Below are 12,352 nucleotides of genomic sequence, written 5' to 3'. Positions count from 1 at the left end.
CGGCGCCGACAGGATCGAGCGCATGACCGAAACGCTCTTCGGCTCCAACCTCGTCGCCATGGTCACCCCGATGGAACCCGGCGGTGCGCTCAGCGAGCCAGGCCTCGCCGGTCTGGTCGACCATCTGCTGGCCACCGGATGCGACGGCATCGTCGTCGGCGGCACCACCGGTGAGTCACCCACCCTCACCGACCTCGAAGCCGCCCGGCTCGTCCGCACCGTGGCGACCCGAGCTGGGAGCCGCGCACGCGTGATCGCGGGTGTCGGCACCTACGACACCACCGCCTGCGTCCGCCGAGCCCACGAAGCCCAGGCGGCCGGGGCCGACGCGCTCCTGCTCGTCTGCCCGTACTACTCCAAGCCGACACAGGCCGGGATCGTCGCGCACTGCCTGGCCGTGGCCGACGCCACCGAACTGCCCGTCATGCTCTACGACGTCCCCGCCCGCACCGGGACGGCCATGGAAGCGGCCACGCTGATCGAACTCGCCCGCCACCCCAGGATCCGGGCGGTGAAGGACGCCAAGGGGGACCTGTTCGAAGCGATGTCCGTCATGGCCCGGTGCCCGCTGGCCTACTACTGCGGTATCGACGAACTGAACCTGCCCTACCTCGCCGCCGGGGCCACCGGCCTGGTCAGCGTCGTGGGCAACGTCTTCGCCGACCGCAACGCCGAGCTGATCGGCGCCGTACGCGGGGGAGACCTCGACACCGCGCGAGCGGTCAACGCCGCCCTTCAGCCGCTCACGGAGGCCGTCATGCGCACCTCACAGGGGGCGATCATGGCCAAGGCGGCACTGGCCGAACTCGGCGTCATCCCGTACGCGACGGTCCGGTCACCGTTGCTCGAATCACCACCCGAGCACCTGCGGCGGCTTCGTGCCGCCCTGGCACCTCTCCGTGCCGGGGCTCTCGTGGGCAGCCTCGGTCCGTGAAGGCCTCCTTGAGGGACTCTGGGTCCCTCAAGGAGGCCTTCACGGACCGGGCAAGGTGTGAAGGTGGCGCTGATGCAGCCTGGTCCCGGCAGTCCCTGGACACGGCGAAGCCCCCGCGGAGGGAGGTCGCGGGGGCTTCGCCGGTTCGTGGTGGGGCTAGCTACTTGTGCCGTGCGTCAGGCGGACCGGGTGGTCCTGCGTCCCTTCAGCTCGGCGAGACGTTCGTTGAGCAGATCTTCGAGCTCCGGAATCGAGCGGCGCTCCAGGAGCATGTCCCAGTGCGTCCTCGGGGGCTTGACCTTCTTCTGCTCCGGCTGCCCGCCGTCCACGATCTCGGACTCGCTGCCGTGCAGCCTGCACTCCCACACCGAGGGGATCTCGGCGTCGTCGGAGAAGGGCACCTCGAACTCGTGGTTCTTGGGGCAGGCGTAGCGCACGGTGCGCCGAGGCGCGAGGTCGTGGTTGCGGTCGGTCTCGTAGCTGACCGCTCCCAGCCGGCTTCCACGGAGAACACGGTCGGCCATGATGGGGGTCCTTTCAGTCAGCTCCGGGTGGAGCCAGGGTGATGCTCACCCTATGCAACGACGATGAGGGCCAGAGGATTCCCTGGACAGCATGTCCTTGCTCACGATGAGCTGTGTCACCCGGTGGCAACAGCTTCTCCTAGTAGGAGTGATTTCGCGCTCTGGCGTGACGTCAATACGGCCATCTTGGTGCGGATATCCCCCAGATGGGCTAGTAGTACGCCTGTCACGTCAACCGTAACTGACCGTGTTGGGCCGAGGTGGGGCCCAGGTCGCCCAGGCGGAAGTGCCGACGGCACAATACCTGATAACGCACTGTATTCGTTTCAGCCTCAGAACGTGATGTCGATGAAGATTCAACTACAGACTGTTCGGTATCCGCCACCACAACGGTGTCCCCGGCACGCAACACCTCGCCGTCGGAGACCCGCGCGTTGAACCGTCCCGTCTGCCCGCACCAGCACAACACCTCGACCTGAACCGGCTGCAACTCGTCCGCCAACTCGAACAGCCGAGCCGCACCCGGGAACAACATGCTCCGGAAATCCGTCGCGATACCGAAGCAGTACACGTCGATCTGGACGTCATCGGCCAGTTCAGCCAGCTGATCCACCTGATCAGGCGACAAGAACTGCGCTTCGTCGACGATCAAGTAGTCCACGTGCCGCCCCGCCGCCCACTGCTCACGTACCAGCAACCGCAGATCGGTCTCGTTCCCCACCTCGGTCGCCTTGCGCGTCAACCCGATCCGGCTGGTGATCTGCGGCTCACCGGATCGGTCATGCCGCACCAGCACCATCCCGCGACGACCCTGCCGCGCGTGGTTGTGGTCGATCTGCAACGCCAGCGTCGACTTCCCGCAGTCCATCGGCCCGTAACAGAACTTCAGCTTCCCGACGACCGGCACACCCCGCCGTGAACCCGCCACCGGCACCGACGACAACGCGTCCGTGGGGTCCGGGCCACTCTCCTTCAGTACGGTCACGACGCCCGACCCTATCGGCACGCTCCCGCCTCACAGCACCGCCGGTGGTCGGTTGCCCGCCGCCTCGATCGCCCGGCGCACCGGAACCAGCCACACGAACACGAAACCGAGCACGAAGAAGATCACCAGCGCGATGATCGCGTACCGGAACGACCCGGTGATCTGCCCGACCGCCGCGAACAACAGGGGACCGAGCCACGACGTCCCCCGCTCACCCACGACGTACAACGAGAAGTACTGCGCGTCCTTCCCTTCCGGGATCATCTGCCCGAACAACGAACGCGACAACGCGTTCGTTCCACCGAGCACCAGCCCGATCCCGACAGCCACCGCGTAGAACTGCAGCGGCTCACCGGCCTCGATGAAGTACGCGAAGCACAGCACGACCACCCACGCCACCAGACTGCCCAAGATCGTCTTCTTCGCCCCGAACCGCGCCGCGATCGCCCCATGGATCATCGCGCCGGCGTAGGCGAGGAACTGGATCACCAGGATCGTGACGATCAGCACCTGGGTGCTGTACTTCAGCTCGTCCTTGCCGTACTGCGCCGACACCGCCACCACCGTCGTGATCCCGTCGGTGAAGATCAGATAACTCCCGAGGAACGCCAGCGTCAGCGGATACGCCCTCGCCTCCTTGATCGTCTGCTTCAGCTCCTTGAACCCGGCAGTCAGCACCGACAGACCACGTTCGCCCGTCTTCGGCACATGCGTCCGGGGGAGCGCCCGCACCGCGGGGATGGTGAACACCGCCCACCAGATCCCCGACGTCAGGAAGCAGATCTGGATCGCCAGCCCCTCGCTCACCCCGAAGAACTCATGCCCCATGAAGAACCCCAGCTGCAACGCCAGCGCCAGCCCGCCACCGAGATACCCGAACGCCCACCCCTTCGACGACACCGAGTCCCGCTCGTCCGGCTCCGCGATGTCCACCAGGAACGAGTAGTAGACGACCAGCGCACCGCCGTAACCGATGTTGGCCAGGATGAACGTCCAGACCCCGACCTCCCAGTTCGTGCCCGCGATGAAGAACATCAGCGCCGACGACACCGCGCCCAGGAACGCGAAACCGCCCAGGATCCGCCGCTTGTGCCTGCTCCGGTCCGCGATCGCACCGGCGATCGGCAGCACCAGCACCTGCGTCACCGTCGCGATCGACAGCAGATACCCCCACAGCGAACCCGCCGGGAACTGCAGCCCGAACAACGAGACATCGCAGTTCTGCAGCGTGCTCGAAGCACCACTCGAATCGGTGCACCGCCTGTCCCCGTTAAGGGTGAAATTCGTCTTCGCGTCCGCGGACGCCACCTCGCTCAAATAGAGCGCTCCGAAGACGGTGATGACCGACGAATAGAACGGCGAATTGGCCCAGTCGTAGAGGTACCAAGCCCGCCACACCCGCTTGCGTTCACGGGTCACGGCCACCGTCATGCACTGCTCCTGAAGTCGAGAACGTCGAGGTCAGCGGGAGACTACTGGTCATCACGCCCACCTGTCCGGCACGAGTCCGGACCGTGTTCGGATCGACGTCCGCCACGTCCCCGCGGACACGCTTTCCGACCATCGTCGGCGTGTCGCTGACATGATCCGCGTGTGTTTCATGTGAGGCTGGTGGGCGAGCTGTGACTCTTGTGAAGAATGTGTCCGGTATTTACTGTTCCGCTCATGAGGACCCATCGCCTTCGCACAGCACACCGCGTAGTGGCGAGAACGCTCCTGCTCGCGCTCACCGTCACGGGCCTGCAGATCGCCACCACCGGATCCGCCGCCGCGGACCCCCACGGCTCCCACTGGGCCAAACTCCGCATGTGTGAATCGAGCGGGCGCTACAACATCAACACCGGCAACGGCTACTACGGCGCCTACCAGTTCGACCTGCCCACTTGGCGCAGCGTCGGCGGCCAGGGGAGGCCCGACCAGGCCAGCCCCCGCGAACAGGACTACCGGGCCCTCTACCTCTACCGCATGCGCGGCTGGCAACCCTGGGAATGCGCCGGCAAACTCGGCTTCCGCAACGACGCCGACGCCCGCAGCAAACGCGTCCCGTCCTATGAGGACTCCGCCTACATCGGCGGGGGAGGACAACCCGCCCCGCCACCTCCGCCCAAACCGAAGCCGACGCCGCCCGCTCCGCCCGGCGGACCCCAACCGGCCTGGCCCGGCGTCGTCTACGCCTACGGCGACTGCGCACAACCCCTGGTCGCCTTCCAGCTGAGGATGAACGCCTTCGGCTACGGCTTCACCGGAACCGGCTGCTACTACGAGAAAACCCGCGAAGCCGTCCTCGCCCTCCAACGAGCCAACGGCATCAACGACTCAGGCCGACTCGGACCCAAGACCTGGGACGCCGCCTGGAACGGCAAACCACCCCGGTGACCACGCGTTCAGTCCTCTGGATGCGCCTTCGAAACGCATCCAGAGGACTGAACGCGGAAGTCAGGACGGCCAGGAACCCCGCTCACGAAGCACCTCACGCAGCAGATCCGGCCGATCCGTCACGATCCCGTGCACCCCCAGATCCAGCAGCAACCGCATCTCCGCCGGATCGTCCACCGTCCACGTGTGCACCTCGAACCCCCCCCGCGTCGCCTGCCGCAGGAACGCCCGGTCCACCACCTTCAACCGCCCCTGCCGCACCGGCACCTGCGCCATCGCACCCCGCGACAACGCCCGCAACGAGATCAGCGGCAAGAACCCGTTCGCCCACATCACCGCCACCGAACGCGGCCCCATCGCCGTCACCAGCTTCGGCCCCGCCAGCTTCCGGATCCGCGCCAACCGCGCGTCCGAGAACGACGCCGCCGCGACCCGGTCGTGCGCCCCCGTCCGCTCGATCGTCCGCACGAAGGGCGCCACCGCCTCGTTCGACTTCACATCGATGTTGAACCGCGCCTCCGGCAGCTCCTCCAGCACATCCTCCAGCCGCGACAGCGGCACACGGCCACCGATCTTGACGTTCCGCAGCTGCGCCCACGTCTGCCGGGAGATCAACCCCGCACCATCGGTCGTCCGGTCCAGCGACTCGTCGTGGTGCACGACCACCACACCGTCCGACGTCGCGTGCACGTCCGTCTCCAGATAGCGGTAGCCCTCCGTCACCGCCTGCCGGAAGGCCGGCAGCGAGTTCTCCAGTCCTTCGAGGTCACCGAGGTGCCAGCCCCGATGGGCGAAGGCACGCGGGAGCGGGTCGGCGAGGTACGGAAACAGTGTCGGCACCCCACTAGTGTGCACTTCGGCCGTGGCCCCGGCATGATCGTCCGATGGCCAGCTAGGGTCTGATCCGTGAGGGAAGTGGCCGAACACCCGAAGACGTCCGCCGAAGAGGTGTCCGAGCTACGCCGGGCGGGCGCACCCAAGCACTGCGGATGGTGCGGCCGGCGACTCGAACAAGGCGGCAACGTCGGCAGGCGCCGCCGTTACTGTGGGCAATCCTGTCGCCAACGCGCCTACGAACGCCGCACCGCCCTCCAGCGCAGCGGCCTCCCCGAAGACGCCGTCGTCCTCTCCGACACCGAGATCGCCACCCTGCAGGATCGCCTCTTCCAACTTCGCTGCGCCGCCGAAGACATCGTCACCGCGGCCGACGACGGAGCGACCCTGTCCGAGCTACGCGGCCTGGCCGACGAAATCGCCCAGGCCGCCAAAGACCTCGAACAGCTCCGCTGACCTACACGATCCCGTCCAGCGCCCGATAAGTCCGGTTGCTCGCGACCGCCGCCCGCTGCTCCCGCCCCGTCGCCTCGATGTAGTTCTGACTGGTCGCCAGGCTCGCGTGCCCCAGCAGCGCCATGATCTCCGACGCCGTCGCGCCGTCCTCGGCCAGCCGTGTCGCGAAGGTGTGCCGCAACGCGTGGAGGTTCGCCCCGACCGGCACGCGGTCGTGCAGCCCCGCCCACCGATAACAGGATTTGACGAGGTACTCCAGCGCACCGCGGCCGATCGGTTCGCCCGCGCGATCCCGGAGGAGGGGAGTGGAGGGTCCGAACCGCTGATGCGCGAAACGCCGTCGGCAGGACGCCAGGTACTCCTCGATGATCTTCTCCATGATCGGCTGCACCGGGATCGATCGATCCCGGCTTCCCTTACCGTGGACGTGCAACCGCATCTCGCCATGACGCCCGACCAGCGACCGCGCCGTCAGCGCCCGCATCTCCGCCGCGCGCAGCCCGGCGACCAGGCCGAGCGCGATCACCAGGACGTCCCGCTCCGGCCACGGATCCCGCGTCCGACGCGAACCATCGGCGGCCGCCGCGAGCAACTGCTCCGGGGTTTCCTCACCCCGCAACGGTTTCGGCGTCAACGGCGGCGCCTTCGGCCGGGCGACCGCGCCCATCGGGTTGCCCGCGAGCAGCCCGTCGGACACGCAGAAGGTGAGGAACTGGTTCCAGGTCGACCACGCGCGCAGCACCGAACTCTTGGCGTGAGTGTCCGCGAAGGCACCGAAGGCGTTCCGGAGCGCTTGCGCCGTGAGCATCTCGACGGTGAGTTCGTCAGGGGAGAGGTCCAGCTCGCGGAGCAGGAGAGCGGTGATGCCGGCGAGGTCGCGGCGGTAGGCGTCGGTCGTGTGAGGAGAATCCTTACGGGGACGACGTGCGGCGAAAAAGGCTTGCTGTGCCTCGGAAACCCTCATGAGCATCTTGTACCGCATGGCACCGACAGTCTTACACTGGGTTATATTCCGTTTCATGCATAATAGTGATTATGCATGAAACGGAGTGACGGCTCCGGGAACCCCTTGCGGGGGATCCTGGCGCGCTCGGCACCTTCCGGAGTGTCATGAGGGGTCCCCATGAGACGTTTTTTGTCCTATGGGGACCCCTCATGACACTCCGGGCGACGTTGGACACCCTGAGCGACAGGTCCGGCCGAGCCGACCTGGCCGGACACCCGAAGTCCTCAGGACGGATCGCGATCTTGCGCCTGCCCGACTTTTGGACCCGAGATGCCCCGTCTAATTCGTCACAGTGACGTATTTAGGGTGGGTGATCGGACATCGCTTCAGCGACTTTCGGGGGTGACTCTGGGCCTGCCTGGCACATCAGGTGCTGTCCAGCGCTTCAGGAGATGAAGGGGACCATGGCCGCGTCTGACGCGACGAAGGGCGCTCTCGCTGCGTGACCTGCGCGGAAAGGCCCCTTCGGCTCACGTCAGAGACCCCTCTCAGGGCTCGTTATCCAGGTTCTCCAAAGTGCCGATAATGTACATTATGTCAAGTAAGGTCTGTGAAGCCCTCCCTTGCGCAGCGGACGAGGATCTCGGCGCCAATACCTGTCACAGGATGTCGTGTACGACGGGAACGCACGACAGGCGATGGAGTTCTATCGGGAGGTGTTCGGCGGCAAGCTGGAGATCGGCACGATCGCGGATTTCGGTTCGCCGGACTCACCCCATGCCGACAAGGTCAGGCACGCCCGGCTCGACACCCCGTACGGACACACGCTGATGGCTTGCGACGCTGACGGTCAAGTCGAAGACGTGCCTCACTCCCCTGGGAACAACGTCGCGGTCTACGTCGGCGGCACCGTGACCTTGGCTCTGCAGAAGCAGGGGTGGGGTAACGAGGCCGGCGCGCTCGTGGACAAGTTCGGGATCACCTGGATGATCAACATCACTTGATGTGGTCGCGCTAAGGTCTTCCCCGGCAAATCGAACTGGGGGTGGCCGAAAATGTCCGAAAGCACCGCTGTGCGTGTCGACCCGTCCAACGAGCGGATGTTGGAGGCGTGGAACGGTGACGACGGCGCGCTGTGGGCGAAGCGTGCGCAACGCTTCAATGACGGTGTCGCCGCTTATCGCGACACGTTCTTCTCCGCGGCCGATATCCAGCCGGTCGACAGGGTCCTCGATGTCGGCTGTGGTGCCGGTGAGACGACCCGTGACGCGGCGCGCCGGGCCTCGCGAGGTTCGGCGTACGGCGTGGACCTGTCCGGTGAGATGCTCGCCGTCGCTCGTGGGCTGGCTGAACGGGAACGTCTGCCCAACGTCTCGTTCGAGCAGGCGGACGCACAGGTCCATCCGTTTCCCGAGGCGGGCTTCGACGTCGTGATCAGCAGGCACGGCTCGATGTTCTTCGGTACTCCCCTGGCCGCGTTCGCCAATCTCGCCCGGGCGACCCGGCCTGGTGGACGTCTCGTGTTGCTGACGTGGCAGCCGTTTCGGCTCAACGAGTGGATCACCACGTTCCGGACGATCTTCGCGGCCGGTCGTGAGGTGCCGACCGGGGATCTCGCGCTCAGTGATCCGCGTGCGACCGAGGAACTGCTGACGTCCGCCGGGTACGCCGACGTCCGGTGCACGGCGGTGAGCAAGCCGATGTACTTCGGTGAGGACGTCGACGATGCGGCGGAGTTCATCGTCGAGCAGCACGGCGGGCGGTTGCGCGAGCTGGACGAGGCCGCGCGGGCGAAGGCTGTCGAGACGTTGCGTGCCGATCTCGCCGAGCACCAGACCGGCCGAGGCGTGGTGTACGACTCGGCGGCCTGGCTCATCGAGGCCCGGCGGCCTTGATCACGGCTTGCGGGCGATCAGGTAGGCCTGCGGCGTGTACTCGAATTCCTCGGACGGTTCGCGGACCAGCTGGGAGATCGGAGTGAATCCCGCCTCCCCCAGCTGGTCCGCGATCTTCTCCGGTGCCAGCCGGTAGGCGTCGCAGGAGATGTCGTGCCCATACGCGTGCTCGATGTGGCGCACCTCGTCGCCGACCTGGAACGCCAGCAGCAGGTGCCCGCCCGGGACGAGGATGCGGTGGAAGTCGGCGAAGATCTCCGGTAGCCGCTCGCGTGGGGTGTGGATGATCGAGTACCAGGCGACGACGCCGGCCAGCGTGGCGTCCTCAATGGACAATCCGGGCATCTCCCCGATCTGGAAGTCCAGGTGCGGGTACGACTTCCGGGCGACGGAGATCATCTCCGGTGAGAGGTCGACGCCGTGGATGTCGAGTCCGAGGCCGTGGAGGTGCTGGGTGATGCGGCCGGGGCCGCAGCCGATCTCGGCGACTCGTCCGCCGCCCGCGGTTTGGACGAGTTCCGCGTACGCGCCGAGCATGGCGCGGTCCCAGGTGGATCCGGCGAGGTGGTCGCGGAGGATTTCGGCGTAGTCGGCCGCGACCGTGTCGTAGGCGGTGCGGGTGCGGGTGAGGTAGTCGGTCACGGCGGAGACCCTATCCCCTGACTCCGACGACAATCGTCGCGTAGAGGTCGTCGTCGGTGATCACTTCGGGGGTAAATCCGTTGTGTGCCATGGCTTTCGCGGTGTTGTCGGCTTGGCTCTCCCCTGTTTCGATCAGGAGGTGGCCGCCGGGGGCGAGCCATTGTGGAGCTTCGGCGGCGACGCGGCGGTGGACGTCGACGCCGTCTTGTCCGCCGTCGAGGGCGACGCGGGGTTCGTGGTCGCGGGCTTCGGGCGGCATCATCGCGATGGCGTCGGTCGGGACGTAGGGGGCGTTGACGACGAGGAGGTCGACGCGGCCGCGCAGTGACTCCGGCAGGGGTGTGTAGAGGTCGCCTTCGAAGACCTCTCCCCCGGCGTCGGCGACGTTGGCTCGGGCGCAGCGGACGGCGGCTGGTTCGATGTCGGCGGCGTAGAGCCGGATTTCGCCGAGTTCGGCCGCGATGGCCGCGCCGAGTGCTCCTGTTCCGCAGCAGAGGTCGAGGACGACGGCGCCCGGCTCGGCCAGGGTGAGGGCGTGCCGGACGAGGAGTTCGGATCGTTGCCTTGGTACGAAGACGCCGGGTTCGACGACGATGCGGAGGCCGCGGAATTCGGCCCAGCCGAGGATGACTTCGAGGGGTTCGCCGTCGATGCGTCGTTCGACCATGGTGTCGAGTTCGGCGGGCGTGCGGGCTTCGGCGCTGAGGAGGCGGGCCTCGTCTTCGGCGAAGACGCAGCCGGCCGCGCGGAGCCTGGCGACGATCGTCATCGGTCCCGCAGTCTGGTGAGGATCCCGTCGAGGGCGTGCCGGACGGTGTCGGGGACGCCGTTGGTGCGCAGGTCGGTGAGGAGTTGTTCGTTGAGCCCGCCGGGGGTCATGTGCTTGCCGGTGAGGGCTTCGAGGGAGCCGGGCTGCTGGAGCAGGGATTGGCCGAGCTGGCCGAAGATGTGGCTGGTGAAGGTGGTGGCGATGGTGTCGTCGAGCCCTTGGTCGGTCATCCAGGCGGCGATGGTGCCGAGGTAGTCGAGGTGGGCGGCGAAGGTGGCCGTGGCGGCGCTGAAGATGTCGAGGTCTTCTTCGGCGTCGGGGACGACGCTGCCGCCGATGCTGTCGAAGAGGGCTCGGGCTTCGGTGTTGTCGGGGTACATGGCGGTGAGGCTTTGGCGGCGGGCGGCCGGGGGTAGCGGGATGCTGCGGACGACGTCTCGTGCCGGGGTGGCCCAGTCGCGCAGCCGGGCGAGGGGGACGCCGGCGAGGGCGCTGATCAGGACATGGTCTGGCCGGAAGGTGAGGTCTCGGAGGACTTCCTCGGCGATCGGCGGGCGGACGGCGAGGACGATCGTCGTGGCGCTGTCGAGGACGGCTTGGTTGCTGTCGCGGACGTGGACGTTCGGGAAGCGGGCCGAGAGTTCCTGTCCGACGCTGCGGCTTCGGGGTGAGAGGAAGATCGTGGGTGGGTCGGTGATGTCTTTGCTGAGGCCTTCGACGATGGCGGCGGTGATCTCGCCCGCGCCGACGAATCCGTAGTGCATGGTCGCTCTCCTCTAGGCCCCGGTGGTGCCGTCGATACGTTCACGGATGAGGTCGGCGTGGCCGTTGTGGCGGGCGTATTCGCCGATCATGTGGACGTAGAGCATGCGGAGCGAGAAGGGGTTTCCGCCGACGTCGAAGGTGTCGTCGAGGGATCCTTTGGCGGCGGCTTCGTCGGCGAGGCGGATTTCCTCGAGGAGGGTGTTGTAGGCCTCTTCGGCTTTGGTTGCGTCGAGGACTTCGAAGTCGTGGTCCTTGCCGAGGGCGGGGTCGTAGAGGGGGCCGATGTCCTGTGCGGTGTACCGCAGGCGGAACCAGATGCGTTCGACCTTGGCGAGGTGGCGGATGAGGCCGAGGAGGGTGAGGTTGGAGGGCGGGACCGAAGCCTGCGCGAGTTGTTCGCCGGTGAGGCCGGAGAGCTTGGAGAGGAAGGTGCTGCGGTGCCAGTCCAGCAGGCTGGGCAGGAGGATGCGTTCGTCGGCGGCGGTGTCGCCGGACGGACGGGTCACCCCGGGGGCGGTCCATGTCATAGCGGCGATCATGCCATCGGGTGACGTGGGATTCGTGGTGTGCCTGCCGGGGTGATCGGTGTCACGTGGGACGGGCTGAATCCTTTCGTGGGGTGCGTGGCTCTTGTAAGGGCCGGGACAAGCTCGGCGCGGGAGGAGGTTGTCGTGGAGGCCGATTGGCCGCGGGACTCGTTGATCGTGGCGGCGCAGGGCGGGGACGCGTCCGCCATCGCCGCCTTGGTCTCGGGTTCCCATCCGCATGTGCAGCGGTTCGCGCGGTCGCTGTGCGCGTCGCCGGAGGACGCGGAGGATTCGGCGCAGGAGGCGCTGGTCATCCTGTACCGGAAGATCGGCACGCTGCGGGCCACCGGTGCGCTGGCGTCGTGGATGTTCCGGATCGTGCGCAACGAATGTCTCCGGCGGGCGCGCCGGGCGTGGCGTGGTGACGATCTGGCGGATTCCGTCGTGGTGGGGTCGGCCGAAGAGGACGCCTTGGATCGGCTGGAGGCGCAACGGGTAGCGGCGGCGATCGCCGAGTTGCCCGCTGATCAGCGTCGCGTCTTGATCATGCGTGACATCCAGGGTCATTCGGGCCGGGCCGTCGCCGACGCGCTCGGTCTGAGCACGGCCGCGATGAAGTCCCGGCTGCATCGCGCCAGGGCGACGGTGCGGGCTCTTCTCGACGTTCCTGCTTCCTGATCTTCGTTCCCCCCTTTTTTC

15 protein-coding genes are annotated in these 12,352 nt (G+C 67.1%); 6 read left to right on the top strand and 9 right to left on the bottom strand.

The window, feature by feature from the left end; genetic code table 11:
- The first annotated feature begins 22 nt into the window (after positions 1-22).
- Complete coding sequence (gene dapA, locus SD37_RS20430) at positions 23-934, top strand: 4-hydroxy-tetrahydrodipicolinate synthase (RefSeq protein WP_044853389.1); 912 nt, start codon at positions 23-25, stop codon at positions 932-934.
- Positions 935-1,110: 176 nt separating this feature from the next.
- Here the strand turns inward: dapA and SD37_RS20425 are convergent, their stop codons facing one another.
- The 3 genes from SD37_RS20425 to SD37_RS20415 all read right to left on the bottom strand — a co-directional run bounded on the left by SD37_RS20425 (position 1,111) and on the right by SD37_RS20415 (position 3,874).
- On the bottom strand, positions 1,111-1,458 hold the full coding sequence (locus SD37_RS20425) for an RNA polymerase-binding protein RbpA (protein WP_005151365.1): 348 nt from the start codon (positions 1,456-1,458) through the stop codon (positions 1,111-1,113).
- Positions 1,459-1,684: 226 nt separating this feature from the next.
- The gene (locus tag SD37_RS20420) at positions 1,685-2,443 is read right to left on the bottom strand and encodes a thymidine kinase (RefSeq protein WP_044853388.1); all 759 of its coding nucleotides are present in this window, start codon (positions 2,441-2,443) and stop codon (positions 1,685-1,687) included.
- Between the two features lie 30 nt (positions 2,444-2,473).
- On the bottom strand, positions 2,474-3,874 hold the full coding sequence (locus SD37_RS20415; RefSeq protein ID WP_044853387.1) for an MFS transporter: 1,401 nt from the start codon (positions 3,872-3,874) through the stop codon (positions 2,474-2,476).
- Positions 3,875-4,144: 270 nt separating this feature from the next.
- Between SD37_RS20415 and SD37_RS20410 the strand changes: the two genes are divergently transcribed.
- On the top strand, positions 4,145-4,819 hold the full coding sequence (locus SD37_RS20410) for a transglycosylase family protein (protein WP_044853386.1): 675 nt from the start codon (positions 4,145-4,147) through the stop codon (positions 4,817-4,819).
- A 60-nt stretch (positions 4,820-4,879) separates the two neighbouring features.
- Here the strand turns inward: SD37_RS20410 and SD37_RS20405 are convergent, their stop codons facing one another.
- Entirely contained in the window at positions 4,880-5,659 is a 780-nt protein-coding gene (locus tag SD37_RS20405; protein ID WP_065912897.1) for a glycerophosphodiester phosphodiesterase family protein, read from the bottom strand.
- A gap of 66 nt (positions 5,660-5,725) precedes the next feature.
- Between SD37_RS20405 and SD37_RS20400 the strand changes: the two genes are divergently transcribed.
- Positions 5,726-6,109 carry a hypothetical protein gene (locus SD37_RS20400; RefSeq protein WP_044853384.1) on the top strand — a complete coding sequence of 128 codons (384 nt, stop codon included), beginning with the start codon at positions 5,726-5,728 and terminating at the stop codon, positions 6,107-6,109.
- 1 nt (position 6,110) lies between these two features.
- Here the strand turns inward: SD37_RS20400 and SD37_RS20395 are convergent, their stop codons facing one another.
- The gene (locus SD37_RS20395; protein WP_044853383.1) at positions 6,111-7,091 is read right to left on the bottom strand and encodes a tyrosine-type recombinase/integrase; all 981 of its coding nucleotides are present in this window, start codon (positions 7,089-7,091) and stop codon (positions 6,111-6,113) included.
- A 635-nt stretch (positions 7,092-7,726) separates the two neighbouring features.
- Between SD37_RS20395 and SD37_RS20390 the strand changes: the two genes are divergently transcribed.
- Entirely contained in the window at positions 7,727-8,059 is a 333-nt protein-coding gene (locus SD37_RS20390; RefSeq protein WP_256376588.1) for a VOC family protein, read from the top strand.
- A 51-nt stretch (positions 8,060-8,110) separates the two neighbouring features.
- Positions 8,111-8,950, top strand: coding sequence for a class I SAM-dependent methyltransferase (locus SD37_RS20385; protein WP_044853382.1), 840 nt, complete (start codon positions 8,111-8,113; stop codon positions 8,948-8,950).
- Here the strand turns inward: SD37_RS20385 and SD37_RS20380 are convergent, their stop codons facing one another.
- Genes SD37_RS20380 through SD37_RS20365 form a run of 4 tightly spaced genes read right to left on the bottom strand, consistent with a single transcriptional unit; the run spans position 8,951 to position 11,653 of the window.
- On the bottom strand, positions 8,951-9,592 hold the full coding sequence (locus tag SD37_RS20380) for a class I SAM-dependent DNA methyltransferase (RefSeq protein ID WP_044853381.1): 642 nt from the start codon (positions 9,590-9,592) through the stop codon (positions 8,951-8,953).
- Positions 9,593-9,602: 10 nt separating this feature from the next.
- Positions 9,603-10,361 (bottom strand): putative protein N(5)-glutamine methyltransferase, encoded by a 759-nt coding sequence (locus SD37_RS20375; RefSeq protein WP_044853380.1) that lies wholly within the window; start codon positions 10,359-10,361, stop codon positions 9,603-9,605.
- The gene (locus SD37_RS20370) at positions 10,358-11,125 is read right to left on the bottom strand and encodes an NAD(P)-binding domain-containing protein (RefSeq protein ID WP_044853379.1); all 768 of its coding nucleotides are present in this window, start codon (positions 11,123-11,125) and stop codon (positions 10,358-10,360) included. The genes SD37_RS20375 and SD37_RS20370 overlap by 4 nt, the downstream gene beginning before the upstream one ends.
- Before the next feature lie 12 nt (positions 11,126-11,137).
- The gene (locus SD37_RS20365; protein WP_044853378.1) at positions 11,138-11,653 is read right to left on the bottom strand and encodes a DinB family protein; all 516 of its coding nucleotides are present in this window, start codon (positions 11,651-11,653) and stop codon (positions 11,138-11,140) included.
- A gap of 144 nt (positions 11,654-11,797) precedes the next feature.
- Here SD37_RS20365 and SD37_RS20360 point away from each other — a divergent pair, with 144 nt between their 5' ends.
- Complete coding sequence (locus SD37_RS20360; RefSeq protein WP_044853377.1) at positions 11,798-12,331, top strand: RNA polymerase sigma factor; 534 nt, start codon at positions 11,798-11,800, stop codon at positions 12,329-12,331.
- The last annotated feature ends 21 nt before the right edge of the window (positions 12,332-12,352 follow it).

Origin of the sequence: Amycolatopsis orientalis, from assembly GCF_000943515.2 — a bacterium.
Lineage (GTDB): Bacteria > Actinomycetota > Actinomycetes > Mycobacteriales > Pseudonocardiaceae > Amycolatopsis > Amycolatopsis orientalis.
The sequence above is the reverse complement of the archived record's forward strand: the minus strand, read 5'-3'. Positions and strand labels throughout refer to the sequence as shown.